An 18,130-nucleotide genomic window follows, 5' to 3' on the forward strand; every position below is an offset into this window, starting at 1 on the left:
GATTTGTTACACTGTTTTATATTCGGCAATCATAAGGATATAGGAACCCTTAATCGCACCCCGGTCTGGATGTCAGGAGTGTTGTTGACTAGCATATCCTGTTGTAGATAAATGGACAACTCCGTTTTCTTGGTGAACGAATAAATCAAGGACCAATAACTTGGAAATTTATAAAGATGTCTGGCCGCCTCGTGCCACCTTGCTATACGCTCGGGCACATCTGGAACGTAGTAATCTTCTTCCTTTTTGTTGTTATAGGGAGTTTGTATCCGATAGCCGAGACCGATAGAATGGTAAGCTCCTTTTTTGTTTTTACGAGCATACTCGAAATGGCCATCAAAGCTTCCATAATAAGAACTCGTTCCTAAATCAATTTGGTTTTTGTTGAATTGTATAAATCCTCTGCGAAGCAGATTTATGCCCAACCCCAATTGCCATTTCCCTTTTCCCTTCGGATTAAGGACCTTGATTCCCGCAGCTGAAATCCCTAGGTCCATTGAGGAGTTATAAGGACTTAGGTTAACACCCAAGTGCGTTCCAAAGTTGAGTGAAATGTTTTTCTGATTGAACCACGTAGGATAGTGGTAATATGCCAGGTCGATTCCTGAGAAAACAAACGAACCCGAACCGATGTTCATGCTTTGGCCATTTCTATCGGTGTATCTAATGGAGGCATTGTCCAATCCTCGGATTCGACGTCCAAAAGGGTCTTCCCCTCCAGCTATATTGCTGTGAAAGAATTCAATGAACTGATCACCAGTAAGTATAGAAAATGGAAAGGTTCCCTTGGTGAGCAGGAAGGCTCTTGAAGAAATAGTTATTTCGTTGCGCTCTTGGATGGGAAGGGAAAACGCCAGCCGGAAATTTTTGACAACACCGTCATACTGGAAGGAGTAGGTTTGGTGTGGACTGATAGCTGCATCAAAATTGTACGTTCTGCTATAAAAGAGGATTTCTTTCATTCGTTCCCGATCGTTGGACGATGTCGGCACCAGCACAGTTACCGGTTGCCCCCATATATTTCCACTGTCCACTTGAAAGTCAAATTGCTTGGATGAGCTTGGGCTCCTTTTAAAATTGTGTGGCAAGGTGCCGAACAAAATACCAAAAGGATGGGTGGCCAATGCATGGGGTTTTGATATCCCATTTTTTTGGAAATTAAAGCTATCCGGCCCGGAGTTTTGGGAGTGCAAATCCTGAATGGAACATACAAAAACAGCGCATGTAATGAGCAGCACGTAATGTATGTACTTAAACATGAGGTTTTTAGCAAGGTTGGTTAACCTACTAAAAATAGCAATTAATTCATGATTAAGAGGAGGTTAGGGCAGTTATCCCGTTGTTGATTCTTTGGATGGCCTCCTCACGACCTATCATTTCTAGGATATCAAACAGGTGGGGTCCCTTCAGGTCTCCTACCAAAAGCAATCGCAAAGGCCCCATCACCTTACCAAAAGAAAGCTCGTTGTTGGTGATCCAATCTTTAATTTTGGACTCCAATTCCGAAGAGCTGTATGGAGTTGTGTTTTTTACAATGGCGGCTACTTCGGACATAAGTTCGGGTGTTCCTTCTTTCCATTGTTTTTTAGCGGCCTTTTCATTGTAGGTTTGTGGAGCTTCGAAGAAGTAGCTTCCCAGGCCCCAAAAGTCACCGACGAAATTCGCGCGTTCCTTTATCATGGCTACAACTTTGGTAATGTACCCTGTGTCAGCTGCCTTTTCCGAATTGGACTTTTCTGCCAGTATGGGCAAAAAAGCTTGCGCCAACGCTTCGTTGGATTTTAGTTGAAGATAGTTGTGGTTGTACCATTTTGTTTTTTCGGGATCAAAGCGCGCACCTGATTTGTTTACCCGTTCCAAGCTAAAACTTTGTATGAGCTCGTCCATGTTAAACACTTCCTGTTCTGTGCCCGGATTCCAACCCAGGAGGGCTAAAAAGTTCACCACCGCTTCTGGGAAATAGCCCGCTTCTTTATAGCCCATAGACTCGTTCCATGAAAGGGGGAACACAGGGAAACCACCCTTTTCTCCATCTCGTTTACTTAGCTTTCCTTTTCCCACTGGCTTCATAATAAGTGGAAGGTGTGCAAATTTTGGAGCACCCCACCCAAAAGCGTCATATAAAAGTTGGTGCAAGGCTAGGGAAGGCAACCATTCCTCTCCTCGAATCACATGGGATATTTCCATAAGATGATCATCCACAATATTGGCCAAATGGTAGGTGGGCATTCCGTCACTTTTAAAGAGCACTTTGTCGTCCAGGGTGTTGGTGTCTATACTGATTTCGCCTCGAATAAGGTCCTTCAGAACCAAGGTTTCATCTTGTGGGGATTTAAACCGAATCACGAAGTTTTCCCCGGCATCCAATTTTGCTTTTACCTCCTCTTCCGTTAGGGAAAGTGAATTGGTTAGCTTATTTCTATTGTGCCAATTGTATATAAAAGTTTTTCCTTTTAGTTCGTGATCCTTTCTATGATGGTCTAAAGCCTCGGGTGTATCGAAAGCATAATAGGCTTTGCCTTGTTCTAGCAGTTGTAGGGCATAGTCCTTGTATAGATGCTTGCGTTCACTTTGACGGTAAGGACCAAAGGACCCTCCTGTGGTTGGACTTTCATCAGCTCGGATTCCGCACCAGGATAAGGCCTCCTGAATGTATTTTTCAGCCCCTTCCACATAACGGTTTTGGTCGGTGTCCTCAATACGAAGTATAAAATCACCGTTATATTTTTTAGCATACAAATAGTTGAAAAGCGCGGTACGCACTCCACCAATATGGAGGGGACCTGTGGGACTGGGGGCAAAACGAACCCTTACTTTGTCGGCCATACTTTTTTGTTTGCTTGCAAAGATAGTTGGACCATAAGGACCAGAAAAGGGCTTTTAAGCCAAATTTTAGGGAGTTTTAAAGGGATTTAACATAATATTTTCTAGGGTATTCTGGCGTATCGGGTATCTTGGTTTGTAAAAAAGGAGGGATTTGGACAGTTTTCAGGACATTATTGCAAAACTTCAGGCTTTCACCAAGAAGTACTATACCAAACAGTTGATGCGAGGCGTATTGCTTTTTTTGACCCTCGGGTTATTGTTTTGGATAACGGTTATTTCCTTTGAACATTTTTTGTGGCTTAACGAACTTGGTAGGCTTATTCTTTTTCTAATTTTTATATTGGTAGAGGTAGGACTGCTGATAAAGTTTGTTGCCATCCCGTTGGTTCTTTTATTGGGACTACGAAATGGGATTTCCAACAAGGAGGCGTCTAAGATGATTGCCAGGCACTTTCCGCAAATTGGGGACCGACTTCATAACTTATTGGATTTGCGGGAAAGCTCAGAACAGTCGGAATTGTTGCTCGCTAGTATTGAGCAAAGGTCGGCCAAATTAAAAGTCATCCCCTTTAAAGAAGCGATAAACTTTAGGGAGGTGTTTGGATATGCAAAATATTTTAGTGTACCTCTAATTATTATTGGATGCTATTGGATTTCAGGAAACATTATGTCTTTTTTTGGGTCCCATGATCGGGTTGTCAACTATGATGTCGCTTTTAAAAGACCGGCTCCATTTCAGTTTCTATTGCTAAACGAAGATTTGGAGATTCTGGATAACGAGTCCTTGAATATTATGGTGGCCATTGAAGGGGAAACGGTTCCAGAAAATGTCACCATGGTAATGGATGGTGAGGAGCTGTTTATGAAATCTAGGGATGGGATTTTTTCTTATACCTTGAATGCACCTGTGAAGGAAACAAACTTTCATTTTAATGGTGGAAAGTGGAAGTCTAGGGAGTATCAGGTTTCTGTGCTTGAAACCCCCGTATTAACCGATTTTTTAATGGAGTTTAACTTTCCCTCTTATCTAAAAAGGGAAGCTGAGGAAGTATCTGGTACTGGCAACGCAGTTATACCAGAAGGCACTGAGGTAACTTGGAAGATTTTGGGAAATAATCTTGATGAAATCGGATTGGCCTATCGTGATACTTTAGTACAGATTGAAGCCGACAAGAGTCAGTTTGTACACCAAATTACGGCCGATGGTGATTTGGAATATGAAATTTCCACTTCCAACAGCAGGGTCCGTAAGCACGAAATTTTGTCGTATAAGCTCGAAGTGGTTAAAGATGCCTACCCGCGCATCCAAATGGAACAAAGTGTTGATTCCTTAACACCGAATGTATCTTTTTTTGAGGGGCAGGTAAGTGATGATTATGGGGTTTCCGAAGTTAGGGTAGTTTGTCATCCAACAGGAAATCTTGTTGCACAGCAGAAGTTGGTTTTAGAGCGACCTGGTGTAAACGTGCATCAGTTATATTACACCTTTCCTTCAGGATTTGATTTACGGCCTGGAGAGGAATATACATTGTTTTTCGAAGTGGTTGACAATGATGGTCTTAGAGGAGGAAAGAAGGTAAGGAGCAGGTCTTTTACCATGAACTTATTAGACGATAAAGAGTTGAAAACCAAGGAGTTAGATATTAATCGAAATGCGTTGCAGGAACTTGACAATTCTTTGGAGAAATATAAGAACCAACAGGAAGAATTAAGGGAGCTCAAAGATACCGATAGTCAAAGCAAGGAACGAAGTTTTGAAAGGGAAAATAAGATTAAGGATGTATTGGAAAGGCAACGTCAGCAGGAAAGCTTGATGGAAAAATTCAGTCAGGAGTTAAAGGAGAGTTTGGAAAAGGAGGATAGTGAGCGGAGTAAATTGCTAAAAGAGAGGTTGGAGCGCCAAGAGATTGAGGCTAGAAAGAATAAAAAGCTGCTTGATGAGCTCAATAAGCTCTCGGACAAAATTGAGCAAGAAGAACTCCAAAAGAAGTTGGAGGAGCTATCCAAAAAGCAAAGCAGTAATACCAGAAATTTGGAGCAAATTTTGGAGCTCACCAAGAGGTATTATGTTACGGAAAAAATGAAACAATTGGCTTCAGAGTTGGATAAGCTATCGGAGCGTCAGAAGATTTTATCCCAAATGAATTTGGGTGATACGTTGGATAATAAGCTACAAAAGCAAGTTGGAGAGGAGTTTGATAAGCTTTCCGAGGATATAGATGAGCTAAGGAAAGAAAATGAAGGACTTCGAAAACCTATGGAATTCAAGGTTAAACCACAGGACCAAGAAAGGGTTAAGGAAGACCAGAAGGAAGCACTGGAAGAGATTAATAAGCATCAAGGCATTGACCAAAGTTCAGATAGCCCTAACAGTCAGGAGGCTGCTAAAATGGCTAGGGAGCGTCAAAAGGCTGCGGCCCAAAAGCTAAAGGAAATGAGCGAGTCAATGCAACAAACATCTTCAGGTGGAGGAGGTTCTGATGTTGTTGAGGATGCAGAAATGCTTCGACAAATTCTGGATAATTTGGTAACCTTCTCTTTCAAACAGGAAAATCTGTTTGATAAAGTTGAGGCTGCCGATGTCGATATTTCCCAATTTTCAACAACGGTGCGGGATCAAAAAGAATTGAGAAGTCTTTTTGAACATGTCGACGACAGCCTGTTTGCACTTTCGTTGCGCAGGGTTGAGCTATCCGAATTTGTGAATGAACAAATTACCGAAGTATATTATAATATTGATAAATCCTTGGAGAGTATTGCTGAGAATCAGATTTATCAAGGAGCTTCCTATCAGCAGTATGTGGTTAATGCTACAAATGCCTTAGCTGACTTCTTAGCTAATATTTTAGATAATATGCAGGAAAGCATGAAGCCTGGTCAAGGCAAAGGCCAAGGACAGGATTTTCAGCTTCCAGATATTATTAAGGGTCAGCAAGGCGTGCAGGAAAAGATGAGTGGGAAGGGACAAGAGGGCAAGTCCGGCGAGGAAGGTCAACAAGGCAAGGGAGATGAGCAGGGTAGTGACGGAGAAGCTGAAGGGGAGAAGGGCTCCGAAGGCAATACGGGTGAAGAACCACAAAAAGGTTCAAATTCCAGTGAGGGGGGTAAAGGCAAGGAACAGGGTTCTGGTACTAATGGGAATGGTGACGGAGAAATGAGCTTGGAACAAATCTATGATATATATAAAGAGCAACAAGCCATACGCCAACAGTTGGAAAAGCAGCTTAAGGATATGATCAGCAAAGCTGATAGGAATTTGGCCCAAAAGCTTGTGCGGCAGATGGAGGATTTTGAAAACGATTTATTGGAAAACGGAATAACGGAGCGCACAAGGAACAAGGCAAACATAATCCAACATGAGTTGCTAAAACTAGAGAATGCAGAACTACAGCAGGGAAGGAAAAAAGAACGGGAAGCCAATACGAATACCAATTCTTTTTCAAACCCTATTACTACCAAACCTGCCTTGCTTAAGAGGCGCAAGAATGAGGTTGAGATATTAAACAGACAAGCCTTACCTTTGCGGCAAAATTACGAGCGAAAGGTTAAGGGTTATTTTGATAATGATTGAATTTAATTTCCAGTCTGATTTTATTTTACAAGAGAAATTAGAGTTCACCGATTGGATAACTAGGGTGATATCTTCCGAGCAAAAGGAGGTGGGTCAATTGGACTATATTTTTTGTTCGGATGAATACCTTTTGAACCTTAATCAGGAGTATTTAAACCACGACACTTATACTGACATTATCACTTTTGATTACTCAGAAGGGAACCATATTTCCGGTGATATTTTTATTTCGACGGACCGAGTTAAAGAGAACGCCGAAACCTTTAATGCAGAGTTTAGAATAGAGCTTTTACGGGTGATGTGCCATGGGGTTTTGCACCTTATGGGTTATAAGGATAAGACGAAAAATGAGGCTCTAGAGATGAGAAAAAAGGAAGAAGAAAAAATTAAAATGTTCCACGTGGAACCATAGGTATGTTTGAGAGGGAATATGACGTAATTGTTGTTGGAGGAGGCCATGCTGGAGCTGAGGCGACAGCTGCTGCTGCGAACATGGGCTCCAAGACCTTGTTGGTTACAATGAACCTGCAGACCATTGGACAGATGTCCTGTAATCCCGCTATGGGAGGTATTGCGAAAGGTCAAATTGTGCGGGAGATTGATGCGCTTGGTGGCTATAGTGGGATTATTACCGACAAGTCTGCTATTCAGTTTAAAATGCTCAACAAATCAAAGGGACCTGCTATGTGGAGCCCGAGGGCACAGAACGACAGAATGCGGTTTGCTGAGGAATGGAGAATGGCTTTAGAGAACACCCCAAAGGCCGATTTTTATCAAGAAATGGTTTCTGGACTTCTTGAGGATAACGGAAAGATTGTAGGGGTTAGAACTTCTTTGGGAATTGATATTCGGGCTAAAGCTGTTGTACTTACAAACGGCACATTTTTGAATGGTCTCATTCATATTGGAGATAAGCAGTTTGGTGGTGGCAGGGCAGGTGAGAAAGCAGCAACCGGCATTACCGAACAGTTGGTTGATTTTGGTTTTGACAGTGGTCGTATGAAGACCGGAACACCACCTAGAGTGGATGGCCGTTCGTTGGATTATACCAAAATGATTCCCCAGCCAGGGGACACCATTCCCGAAAAGTTTTCTTATTTGGACACTCCGAAACTTTCCACCCAACGTGATTGCCATATGACTCATACCAGTGTCTTGGTTCATGATTTGTTGCGGGAAGGATTTGATCGGTCTCCAATGTTCAACGGAAGAATCAAGAGTATCGGGCCTAGATATTGTCCCTCTATCGAAGATAAAATAAACCGGTTTGCCGATAAGGACTCCCATCAGATTTTTGTAGAACCAGAGGGATGGAATACGGTTGAGGTTTATGTAAATGGATTCTCAACTTCACTTCCAGAGGATATTCAATATAGGGCCCTTAAATCAGTTAAAGGATTTGAAAACGTCAAATTCTTTAGACCAGGATATGCAATCGAATATGACTATTTCCCTCCAACACAATTGAAGCACACTTTGGAGACTAAGTTGGTGGAGAATCTATATTTCGCGGGGCAGATTAATGGCACAACTGGATATGAAGAGGCCGCTTCCCAAGGCTTGATGGCAGGAATAAATGCCCATTTAAAAATTAACGATAAAGAACCATTCATCCTAAAAAGGGATGAGGCTTACATTGGTGTTTTAATTGACGACCTGATCACAAAAGGAACCGAGGAGCCATACCGGATGTTTACATCTAGAGCTGAATACAGGACGTTATTACGGCAGGATAATGCAGACTTAAGACTTACTCCTAAAAGTCACGCAATTGGTTTAGCTACGGAAGAGCGTTTGGTAAGGATGGAAAGGAAACAGAGAAAATCGGATGCGTTCTTGGACTTTTTTAGAAAAACAAGCTTTGCTCCGGATGAAATTAACCCAATATTGGAATCTGTAAATTCTTCAACCGTTAATCAGGCCGATAAACTCTTCAAGGTTTTTTCGAGACCCAAGGTGACGATGGATCATATGCTGGAGCTTGAATCTGTGTCTACTTATGTAAATAGTAACGAATTGGACTCAGAAATTTTGGAACAGGCGGAAATACAGGTCAAATATTCCGGGTACATTGAAAAGGAGAAAAACAATGCCGACAAACTTCATCGGCTTGAAAACATAAAAATTCCAAAAAACTTTGATTATACCAAACTCAAGTCTCTTTCTTATGAAGCTAGAGAGAAATTAGAAAGTATTCGGCCGATTACAATTTCTCAAGCATCTAGAATTAGCGGAGTTTCTCCTTCAGACATTAGTGTTTTACTTGTTTTTCTTGGACGATAGTAAAATGTTCCACGTGGAACAAAATATACCTTTTATTATTTTAAAGAATTTCAGGAGTTGGGTAAAACCCACGTTTACTCCATACAGCCAATTGCTGTATATTCGAGCATAAGACCCAAAACTTAATGGAGCCGTATTTAAAGATAAAAGATCATTCCATCTCTAAGGAGGATTTTGAACTTCATCATGATTCGGAAATTGACATGTTGGTTACCTTTCCACAACCCGTCGACTTGGCACCCTATTATGAAAGCGAGGCCTATATATCACATACGGATTCAGCCAGCTCTTTGTTTGACAAGCTCTACCAACAAATAAAGCGGCGAAACTTAAGAAACAAACTGCAACTAATTGTAAATCAACAGGTTAATATAAAATCACTTCTTGATTTCGGGGCTGGAACGGGGGATTTCCTAAATGTTGTAAAGCAAAAGGGTATAGGGGTAGAAGGCGTGGAACCCAATGCAAAGGCCAGGCAGAATGCCAAGAAAAAAGGCGTGGAGCTGGTTTCCGAAGAGAACCAGTTAAGAGAAAATAACTTTGATGTGATTACCCTGTGGCATGTACTGGAGCATTTGCCGAATCTCGATGAACGCATCGCCAAGTTGGCTTCCCTGCTGGCTGCAGATGGACTGATGGTAATAGCGGTTCCTAATTTTAAATCTTTTGACGCAAAATACTATGGGAGCTATTGGGCGGCATATGATGTACCAAGGCACTTGTGGCATTTCTCAAGGGCATCTATCTCAAAACTGTTTGCTAAACACGGAATGGAAGTAGTGGGAACCAAGCCCATGATTTTTGATTCCTTTTATGTCTCTCTTTTATCGGAAAAGTACAAAGGGAACAGATTGTTTTTTATTAGCGCATTTTTCATCGGATTATGGTCTAATCTGCAGGCCTTCTTCACCAAAGAGCATTCCTCTATAATTTACTTGATCAGAAAGACAAAATAGCTAAAATAAGCGGCCCTGGAGCCGTTTTGGACAAACTGCTATATAAGGACATCCGTAAAAGAAAAGGATCAAGGACAAGCACGTATCTACGCTTCGATAGAATAGTGAACAGCTATGAAAACCTAAAATATTAATAGATTTTTGTTATAGCCCTGCATTCCGTCAATTTCAGTTCACCAAAAGATAATGGGGGAGCATTCAAAAAGCTTTTCTATTTTTGCGCATCCTTAAAAGAGAAAGATGAAAAAACTTATGTTATTTGCTTTTGCCATGATTGCCATGGCTTGTCAGCAAAACAAAATTGGATATGTGGACAACGTTAAGCTGTTGGACGATTATCAGGAAAAGGTTGATATCGAGGCCAAGTACAAAGTAAAAATCGAAGCCTTGACTAAAAAGAGGGATAGTATTTCCCAGGCATTTCAGTTGGAGCTTCAAGAATTTCAGACAAAGTCCCAAAAGATGTCCCAGAAAAGTGCCCAGGAAGAATATGCGCTTTTACAACAAAGAGGTCAGTTCATGGGGCAGCAATTGCAGCAAGAAGAACAACAACTTCAGATAAGTAGCCAAACCGAAATGGATTCCTTGGTCAGCAAGGTCAGAAAAGAAGTGAAGGCTTACGGGGAGGCCAATGGGTTTACTTATATCCTTACAGGAGGAACGGGTGGTGCCGTTTTATATGGTCAGGATCCGCAGAATCTAACTAGCTCCATTGTCAAAATTTTGAACGACAAGTACAAGAAATAAAATCAGTGTTGATTATATAGAAAGCCCATTCATGCGAATGGGCTTTTTTTATTTGTAGTGCTTGATGCCCAAGGCTTCATAAAGCGCTTTGGGTCGATACAATTTTCCATCTTTTACTGTTAATTCGACCCGCCGAATATCACTAATGTTTTCAACCGGGTTCCCATCAACCAAAATAAGGTCGGCCAGTTTTCCTGCTTCAATGGAACCTAATTGTTGGTCCATGGACGTAACCTCAGCTGAAGTAATTGTGGCAAGTTGCAGTACCTCATTGGCAGGGATGCCCGCCTTTACGTAGTTTTCCAACTCCTTATGAAGCGCAAATCCGGGCATTGCATCTGTGCCCGGAAGCAGGGTAACGCCTTGATTATGAAGAACATACAAGATTTCCAGTAATTTGTCAAAAGAGTCCTTATACTGCTGTTCCTTGCCTTCCGGTATGGGAAGTCCACCAGAAAAATAGCCCCGTTGCACTTGAATGGGGAGTCGGTCCAAAATGGCCTCAAATTGGGGGTCTGGCTCTCCCGCTTTTGTCGAGAACATGCCTTCAAAAATTGAAACTGTAGGGTCCAGTTCAATTCCTTTTTCCTTTAGCAATTTTACAAAAGAAATGAACTCTGGTCCTTCCAAATCGAGGGCATGCGTATTTTCCGCAACTGCAGAAAAGCGCAAGGGCGTGCGGGTGTCAATGGTGTCCGATAGAAAATTTAGTGCCACCATGTTCACATGCTGTATCTCGTCGAATCCATCTTTGATGGCCTCTTCAGCAAGCATGTGTGCAGGAATGTGCCCACTTAATTTCATCCCCAGCTCATGTGCTTTTTTGGCTAATGGTTTTACCCAAGAAGGATCAATGGAGCTATACAGCTTGATTTGTTGATACCCGTGATCTTTATAATTCTGGATGGCCTCTTCTCCCTCGGCTACATTGGTTATGGTTAACCCTGGACCCGCAAAGGGACCTTTTTGATCAATAAATCCTGAGAGGGTGACGACACGTGGCCCAATATTGCGGTTTTCATCAAATTGTTTTTTGATTTCCAACAATTCCATGGAATTGGCCATATCCCTAACAGCGGTTACACCTGCCGCCAAATGAAGAAGACCATCTTCCTTTTGTACATGGCAGTGGTTGTCGAAAAGTCCCGGCAAAAGTGTTTTCCCCGTTCCATCGATTACGATGGCACCCTCACTAATGGTGGAAATTTCACTTGAAACCGACTCAATTTGATTCCCGCTGATAACCACAGAACGGTTAGGAACAAGCTGTCCGCTTTTGGAGTCGAATAGAGTTACATTTTGAATGACCACTTGGTCGTCTGGAGTTTCGGTAAGCTCCTTGGCCAGAGATGCGAAAAAGGCATCTTCTTTCTCTTTTTGGATTTCCAATAAGGTGCCGATCATCCCGGAATGCTCCTTGGAAATGATACTCAACCAAGAAGAAACCGAAGCGAAAATCCGGTCATCTTCATCTACCCATTCGTAAAAAGGAGTAAATCCAAATCCTGTGATTTCAACAAGGCGGAGAGGAATGGAATCCACCATGATGGCCTCTATGTTTGAAATAGCGGCCGTACCACTTGGGAGCAGTTCAAGGGAGTGGTTTTCCGAGGATAATAATCGTCGCACCAACAATTCATTGTCCCCAAGCGTGCTGTTCACACTGGAATAAAAGGGGACACCATTCGTTGCTTTGCTACCAGCTTCAGAGGTACTTTTCCATTCGGCCAACCCATCGGAATAGCTATAGCTTTCAGCAATGGTGTCTTTCAAATAGTTGACTCCGGAGATGTCCAAGGAGGTGATGTTGCCTTGGTCATCCAAGCTTATTTTTTCCAGAATTTCAGGCCCTCTCCCACGATCATTGAACTCAAAAGTGAACACATAGTTGCCTTCTGAATCCATAGAACTTGTATGGGAACCTGCAAGATTGTCCCGCATAAAAACCTGGTAATCCCGAGAAGTATATTCTTTACTTTGGTTGGATTCTTGACAGGAAGCCAAGATTGCTAGCGCAATCAGAGGAAGAAATTTTTTCATGAGGTTGAGTTTAGGTTCACTGTGTTTTTTGGAATTTACTGCAGAATGTAGACCAGAAAAATGGCCAAAATAAGATAAACCACAATGGTCTTTGCCCCTTCATAGTCTTTGGCAATGCGCTGCCCCAAAAGAAGAAATAGCAAGGTGATGCTGGCCAAAACAGCTCCGCAAAAAGCGTAAGCACTTTCCCCAATATAGAAAAACTCAAAAAGGCCAATGGCACACAATATTCCCGACGCCATTTCGGCAAAAAGCACTATGCCCAAAAGCAGGGGAACCATTCCCTTAAAAACTGTTTTGGAAAAATGCCCGGTAAGCCAGGACAGATTGCCTTTCCAATCCAGAATTTTATCAAATCCGCTTTGGAGAAAAGTAATGGTAAGGCCTGCGAGCAATAAAATTTGTGCCGCATGTGATGTAAAGTGTTCCATGATGTTTATGTTTAGGCCGCCTTGGTATGCAATAGGCGGGTAAGTTTGATGGATAGGTCGGTAAAGATAATCTTGGAATTGCCGTTGCGTTCCACGTGGTAAATCGCTTCTTCCAGTTCCTTGACAATGTCCATAATATTGTTTTCATGAACAAATGGCGCAAACTTTTTAAGGTCAAAGCCCTCCAAGTGAATTTTCATATAAACTAGACCTTCAGTCCTGTAATTAAGCAAAAGTGCTTGGCGCATAACGGAAAGGCAATAATGTAAAAATTGCTTTTGAACTTCCCGCCCGGTCTTGGCGACTTCCTCGCTCCACATGATGAGCTCCTGGATGGCACCCTTATTTCCTTTGGCCTTAAACGCACTTCTAACCCATTGTACAAACCAGCGTTCAAAGACCAGGTCTTCAGAATCTTTGTTCATAAGGTCCAGCGCCTTGTTGTAATTGCCGTTGGCCTCTTGGGCCATGGAATTGGCTTCTGCCTCTTGAACACCCTGCTCCATTAGGGCTGTGGCAATTGCATTTTCGGGGAGTGGGGGAAAATGTAGGATTTGGCAGCGGGAACGAATAGTATTTATAATTTGTTCCTCCTCTTCGGCAACCAAAATAAGCACGGTTTTTTCCGGTGGCTCCTCGATAAGCTTAAGCAATTTGTTCGCGGCCGAAATGTTCATCTTCTCGGCCATCCAAATGAGCAAAACCTTGTATCCCCCTTCATAAGATTTTAAGGCGAGTTTTTTTACAACATCCTGAGCTTCGTCAACCCCAATTTGACCTTGTTTTTTTTCTATGCCAATGAGCCGGTACCAATCAAAGAGATTTCCATAGGGTTGCTCAGCAACAAATTGACGCCATTCTTCTAGATAATGGTCACTAACTGCATGCGACTTTACCTTGTCCGAATTGGAAACCGGAAAGGCAAAATGAAGATCGGGATGCGTAAGGGAATTGCATTTGGAATTGCAGACCTGATTGTCGCCTTCGTTTTCACCACCTGTGTTGCCACAAAGCAAATATTGCGCATAGGCAATGGCCATGGAAAGGGTTCCACAGCCTTCGGGACCAACAAATAGTTGGGCATGTGCCACCCGGCCAGATTCCGCCGTGGTCACCAAGTGTTTTTTAATGTGCTCGAGGCCCAGAACATCTTTGAACAGCATAAGCCAAAGATACATTTTTTAGGTTCTGTGTGTTTTCGTAGGTTTTTTGTTGAAAGTTTAAATTCCATCCTCTGGGAAAGAATGAAATCTTTACTTTTGGACTCACCATAAACCGAGAGCAATGAAGACCATAGATGATTATAATTTTGAGAACCAAAAAGCATTGATTCGCGTTGATTTCAATGTGCCTTTGGATGGCGATTTTAATGTAACGGACACCAGCCGAATTGAAGCAGCCAAACCAACAATCCTGAAGGTGTTGGAAGATGGTGGTGCGGCGGTATTGATGAGTCATTTGGGTAGACCAAAAGGTCAAGCAAATCCCGACATGTCCCTGTCCCATATCGTTGAAAAGGTTTCTGAGATTATAGGAGTACAAATCAAATTTGCCAGTGATTGTGTTGGTGAAGTTGCGGATGCAGCGGTGGCCGAATTGCAAAGTGGGGAAGTACTTCTTTTGGAAAACCTTCGATTTTATGCAGAGGAGGAAAAAGGGGACGAAACTTTTGCCAAGGCGCTTTCAAAACATGGCGATGTTTATGTGAACGACGCTTTTGGAACCGCTCATAGGGCCCATGCCTCTACAACTATCGTTGCCAATTATTTTCCAGATGCCAAATGTTTTGGATATCTGTTGGCAAAGGAAATTAAATCCATACAAAAGGTGATGCAGACAGGGGAAAAGCCTGTAACTGCAATTTTGGGCGGGGCCAAGGTTTCTTCCAAGATTACGATCATAGAAAACATTCTGGACAAAGTAGACAACCTGATCATTGGTGGCGGTATGACCTACACTTTTGTGAAGGCCCAAGGAGGCTCCGTGGGGGATTCAATTTGTGAGGACGATAAAATGGAATTGGCTTTGAATATCTTAAAGCAGGCCAAGGAAAAAGGAGTTGCAATTCACCTTCCAGTTGACGTCTTGGCCGCTGACGATTTTGACAATGGCGCAAACACCCAGTTCCTGGATGTAAACGCAATTCCAGATGGATGGCAGGGTCTGGATGCGGGGCCTCAGACTTTGGAAAACTTCAAACAGGTTATTTTGGACTCCAAAACAATTCTTTGGAACGGTCCTGTTGGAGTTTTTGAAATGGAGAACTTTGCCAAGGGAACCATAGCTGTTGGTAATGCCATTGATGAAGCCACCCAAAATGGTGCATTTTCGCTGGTTGGCGGAGGAGATTCCGTTGCGGCCGTGAAACAATTTGGCTTTCAGGACAAGGTCAGTTATGTCTCTACCGGAGGCGGGGCCATGTTGGAAAGTTTAGAGGGCAGAACCCTTCCAGGAATAGCCGCAATATTGGGCTAACCTCCACGTTATGAATTAATAGGAGAAATCCTAAACTTGTTAGGTTTTGATCCGAAAACTTTAATTTTTCGGAAAAAAGCCCCATTTTCGTTTGCCCCAAAACCAAACCCAATCCAGCATGAACCACATTTTAAAAAAAGCTGTCCTTGCAGCCTTGCTTTTTTCGGCTCCATTGCTCACTGCCCAAGAGGTGGATTCTTCCGGTGCGACGGAGGCAACTTCAACACAAGAAAAAACTACGGAATCCGATTTGGGAACCTCCCAGGAAATCCAATCCATCGATATAAAAACGGAGGAAAAACCAATTGATGGTTTTCGGGTTGTTGAAGAAGCAGGCAAAAAGGAATTCCATTTGAGGGACCAAAAGGAAGCCAGAAAATATGATAGTCTTTGGCTAAACGAATTGTATCAAAGCGCCCAATTGTTCAGTGAGCTAGAATTGGAGATCATCAACCCGAGTGATGAAGAAATCGAATTGGTCGACCTGCCAACGGACACGCTCAAAGCCCGTTTGGCACGGATGGACGAAAAGACGCCTTTCAATATTTCCTATAATTCCTCTTTGGAGTCGGTCATTAAATCCTTCTTGGTCCGAAAAAAGGATTTGATGCAACGTATGATCACCGCGAGCCAATTTTATTTTCCGCTTTTTGAACAGGAATTGGACAATCATGACATTCCGTTGGAGATAAAGTATTTGGCGATTGTTGAGTCGGCTTTAAATCCAAAAGCTAGATCACGTGTGGGCGCCAAAGGGCTATGGCAGTTTATGTACAGTACCGGAAAAATGTACGGTCTGGATGTGAGCAGTTATGTGGATGAACGCCACGATCCCATACTGGCCACCAAGGCGGCGAGCAAATACCTTTCCAAATTGTATGACATTTTCAACGACTGGGATTTGGCCTTGGCCGCCTACAATTCGGGCCCAGGAAATGTAAACAAAGCAATAAGGCGTTCTGGGGGATACACGAACTATTGGAACATCCGGAGAAATCTTCCACGTGAAACCGCCGGATACCTGCCTGCATTTTTGGCTACCATGTATATCTTCGAATATGCGGAAGAGCATGGGCTGCACTATAAAAAAGCAGAAAGACCTTATTTTGAAACGGATACGGTACACGTAAAGCAACTGATCACCTTTGATCAAATCTCCAAGTTGGTCGATATTAGCACCGAGGAATTGGAAATGTTGAACCCTTCCTACAAGCTCAACATTATCCCAAAAGTAAAGGGGAAGGATTATGTACTTCGTTTACCGGTTACCAAGATCGGTCAATTTGTGAGCAATGAAGATGAGATCTATGCTTATGTTAAAAAGGAAATGGACTCCTTGGAGAAACCCCTTCCGCAATTTGTGGAGACGAAAAACCAGATTAGATATAAGGTTCGAAGTGGTGATTATCTGGGAAAAATTGCCGAACGCTACGGCGTGGGGGTGAGCCAAATCAAAAGATGGAACGGACTGCGCAGCAACAATCTTAGGATAGGGCAACGCTTGACCATATTTCCTAGAAAGCCCTATGTTCCCAAACCGACGGTCACAAAATCGAATACTTCAAAATCAGCCTCGGGGACAGTAGCAGGGGGAACCAAGGCACATACTGTTCAGGAAGGGGACTCCCTCTGGAGCATTTCACGAAAATATCCCGGAATTTCCATAGAAAATTTACGAGAATGGAACGGTCTTAGTGGTAACAATCTTAAACCGGGCACAAAACTCAAATTGTGCGATTGTTCTTCGTAAATTTAACTCGATATGAAAAAAATTGGAACACTATGCTTCACCATGATTTTTGTGGTGATGTTGTCATGTAAGGATTCGGGACCCAAGAAACGTTTTTTACCTCCTTCAACTGGGGGAATAAACTCATTGATGGTGGTGATGGACACAGAGCTCTGGAAAGGGGGCGTAGGGGATAAGATTCGGGAGCATTTTGCCGCACCAGTCTTGGGACTTCCGCAGGGAGAACCCAAATTTACCATTACACAAATACCGCCCCAAGTCTTTAAAGGGGCAACCGCCTATTCTAGATCTGTCCTTTTTGTTGAGCAGGATTCCGTTTCTGCAGCCCATATAAAGACCGACGTTTATGCCAAACCCCAAAAGGTTGCGGTCGTAACTGGCGAAACTTACAATGACCTTGCCGGCAATCTGGATTCCATTGCGGGAATGGCAATTGCGGCCTTTAAAAAGGTAGAAATTAGTGAGGCCCAAAGAAGATTTACACGCTCTTTGACAAAGGAGACCGTTTTTGAGGATGAATTTGGAATTAGCTTAAAGGTTCCTTCCCTCTACAAGCTGGGCAAGCACGAAAAGAACTTTGTTTGGATGGACATCCAAATCCCAAAGGGATCCATGAATATTTTGGCCTACGAGATGCCGTGGGACAGTTTTGCGACCGACACCACTTTTGTGCAGGACATTATAAAGATGCGGGACTCCATTGGAAAAAAATACATCCCGGGACCTTATGATGGGACGTTTATGATTACAGAGAAGGCTTTTTCGCCATACGTGTTTCCTTCACAAGTGGGTGGCAAAAAAGCTGCTGAAGCAAGGGGCACTTGGGAGATACAGGGATATCCCATGGCCGGACCGTTCATTACCTATATCATTAACGATAAGGAGAACAATAGAAAAATGGTTTTGGAAGGGTTTACCTTTGCCCCCAACGAAGAAAAACGGGACTATATGTTTGAGCTGGAGGCCATTCTTAAAACGGTAAAGTTCCAGACCAACAAGTCCTGATAATAGTTAAAGCATTTCAGAAAAGCCCAGTATGCCAGAGCATGCC

The 18,130-nt window shown here is 42.8% G+C and carries 13 protein-coding genes; 8 read left to right on the forward strand and 5 right to left on the reverse strand.

The window, feature by feature from the left end; translation table 11 throughout:
- Positions 1-29: 29 nt before the first annotated feature.
- Together M3P07_RS09115 and gltX are read right to left on the reverse strand one after the other, a co-directional pair.
- Entirely contained in the window at positions 30-1,259 is a 1,230-nt protein-coding gene (locus tag M3P07_RS09115; protein ID WP_249969598.1) for a hypothetical protein, read from the reverse strand.
- A gap of 52 nt (positions 1,260-1,311) precedes the next feature.
- Positions 1,312-2,826 (reverse strand): glutamate--tRNA ligase, encoded by a 1,515-nt coding sequence (gene gltX / locus M3P07_RS09120; RefSeq protein WP_249969599.1) that lies wholly within the window; start codon positions 2,824-2,826, stop codon positions 1,312-1,314.
- A gap of 151 nt (positions 2,827-2,977) precedes the next feature.
- Between gltX and M3P07_RS09125 the strand changes: the two genes are divergently transcribed.
- The 5 genes from M3P07_RS09125 to M3P07_RS09145 all read left to right on the forward strand — a co-directional run bounded on the left by M3P07_RS09125 (position 2,978) and on the right by M3P07_RS09145 (position 10,383).
- Complete coding sequence (locus M3P07_RS09125) at positions 2,978-6,397, forward strand: DUF4175 family protein (RefSeq protein ID WP_249969600.1); 3,420 nt, start codon at positions 2,978-2,980, stop codon at positions 6,395-6,397.
- The gene (gene ybeY / locus M3P07_RS09130; protein WP_249969601.1) at positions 6,390-6,809 is read left to right on the forward strand and encodes an rRNA maturation RNase YbeY; all 420 of its coding nucleotides are present in this window, start codon (positions 6,390-6,392) and stop codon (positions 6,807-6,809) included. The genes M3P07_RS09125 and ybeY overlap by 8 nt, the downstream gene beginning before the upstream one ends.
- Before the next feature lie 2 nt (positions 6,810-6,811).
- Positions 6,812-8,680, forward strand: a complete 1,869-nt coding sequence (gene mnmG, locus M3P07_RS09135) for a tRNA uridine-5-carboxymethylaminomethyl(34) synthesis enzyme MnmG (RefSeq protein WP_249969602.1) — start codon at positions 6,812-6,814, stop codon at positions 8,678-8,680.
- Positions 8,681-8,805: 125 nt separating this feature from the next.
- The gene (locus M3P07_RS09140; RefSeq protein WP_249969603.1) at positions 8,806-9,636 is read left to right on the forward strand and encodes a class I SAM-dependent methyltransferase; all 831 of its coding nucleotides are present in this window, start codon (positions 8,806-8,808) and stop codon (positions 9,634-9,636) included.
- A 240-nt stretch (positions 9,637-9,876) separates the two neighbouring features.
- Positions 9,877-10,383 carry an OmpH/Skp family outer membrane protein gene (locus tag M3P07_RS09145; protein WP_249969604.1) on the forward strand — a complete coding sequence of 169 codons (507 nt, stop codon included), beginning with the start codon at positions 9,877-9,879 and terminating at the stop codon, positions 10,381-10,383.
- A gap of 48 nt (positions 10,384-10,431) precedes the next feature.
- On the opposite strand, the gene M3P07_RS09150 is transcribed toward M3P07_RS09145, so the two are convergent.
- From M3P07_RS09150 to M3P07_RS09160, 3 genes are read right to left on the reverse strand one after another with little or no spacing between them, the layout of a single operon-like run.
- Positions 10,432-12,423 carry an amidohydrolase family protein gene (locus M3P07_RS09150; protein WP_249969605.1) on the reverse strand — a complete coding sequence of 664 codons (1,992 nt, stop codon included), beginning with the start codon at positions 12,421-12,423 and terminating at the stop codon, positions 10,432-10,434.
- A gap of 35 nt (positions 12,424-12,458) precedes the next feature.
- Positions 12,459-12,854, reverse strand: a complete 396-nt coding sequence (locus tag M3P07_RS09155; RefSeq protein WP_249969606.1) for a DoxX family protein — start codon at positions 12,852-12,854, stop codon at positions 12,459-12,461.
- A gap of 11 nt (positions 12,855-12,865) precedes the next feature.
- A complete protein-coding gene (locus tag M3P07_RS09160) occupies positions 12,866-14,017 on the reverse strand; it encodes a DNA polymerase III subunit (RefSeq protein ID WP_249970279.1) in 1,152 nt (383 codons plus the stop codon).
- A 121-nt stretch (positions 14,018-14,138) separates the two neighbouring features.
- On the opposite strand from M3P07_RS09160, the gene M3P07_RS09165 reads away from it, so the two are divergent.
- From M3P07_RS09165 to M3P07_RS09175, 3 genes are all read left to right on the forward strand, one after another.
- On the forward strand, positions 14,139-15,329 hold the full coding sequence (locus M3P07_RS09165) for a phosphoglycerate kinase (RefSeq protein ID WP_249969607.1): 1,191 nt from the start codon (positions 14,139-14,141) through the stop codon (positions 15,327-15,329).
- A gap of 118 nt (positions 15,330-15,447) precedes the next feature.
- Positions 15,448-17,079 carry a LysM peptidoglycan-binding domain-containing protein gene (locus M3P07_RS09170; protein WP_249969608.1) on the forward strand — a complete coding sequence of 544 codons (1,632 nt, stop codon included), beginning with the start codon at positions 15,448-15,450 and terminating at the stop codon, positions 17,077-17,079.
- 12 nt (positions 17,080-17,091) lie between these two features.
- On the forward strand, positions 17,092-18,084 hold the full coding sequence (locus M3P07_RS09175) for a DUF4837 family protein (RefSeq protein ID WP_249969609.1): 993 nt from the start codon (positions 17,092-17,094) through the stop codon (positions 18,082-18,084).
- Positions 18,085-18,130: the final 46 nt, after the last annotated feature.

It is taken from the genome of Flagellimonas myxillae, assembly GCF_023502235.1.
GTDB lineage: Bacteria > Bacteroidota > Bacteroidia > Flavobacteriales > Flavobacteriaceae > Flagellimonas > Flagellimonas myxillae.

Coding starts and splice junctions, on each gene's coding strand:
- M3P07_RS09165 (WP_249969607.1), top strand. CDS start 14,139: ATGAAGACCATAGATGATTATAATTTTGAGAACCAAAAAGCATTGATT.
- M3P07_RS09145 (WP_249969604.1), top strand. CDS start 9,877: ATGAAAAAACTTATGTTATTTGCTTTTGCCATGATTGCCATGGCTTGT.
- mnmG (WP_249969602.1), top strand. CDS start 6,812: ATGTTTGAGAGGGAATATGACGTAATTGTTGTTGGAGGAGGCCATGCT.
- M3P07_RS09160 (WP_249970279.1), bottom strand. CDS start 14,017: ATGCTGTTCAAAGATGTTCTGGGCCTCGAGCACATTAAAAAACACTTG.
- M3P07_RS09175 (WP_249969609.1), top strand. CDS start 17,092: ATGAAAAAAATTGGAACACTATGCTTCACCATGATTTTTGTGGTGATG.
- M3P07_RS09150 (WP_249969605.1), bottom strand. CDS start 12,423: ATGAAAAAATTTCTTCCTCTGATTGCGCTAGCAATCTTGGCTTCCTGT.
- M3P07_RS09140 (WP_249969603.1), top strand. CDS start 8,806: ATGGAGCCGTATTTAAAGATAAAAGATCATTCCATCTCTAAGGAGGAT.
- M3P07_RS09155 (WP_249969606.1), bottom strand. CDS start 12,854: ATGGAACACTTTACATCACATGCGGCACAAATTTTATTGCTCGCAGGC.
- ybeY (WP_249969601.1), top strand. CDS start 6,390: ATGATTGAATTTAATTTCCAGTCTGATTTTATTTTACAAGAGAAATTA.
- M3P07_RS09115 (WP_249969598.1), bottom strand. CDS start 1,259: ATGTTTAAGTACATACATTACGTGCTGCTCATTACATGCGCTGTTTTT.
- gltX (WP_249969599.1), bottom strand. CDS start 2,826: ATGGCCGACAAAGTAAGGGTTCGTTTTGCCCCCAGTCCCACAGGTCCC.
- M3P07_RS09170 (WP_249969608.1), top strand. CDS start 15,448: ATGAACCACATTTTAAAAAAAGCTGTCCTTGCAGCCTTGCTTTTTTCG.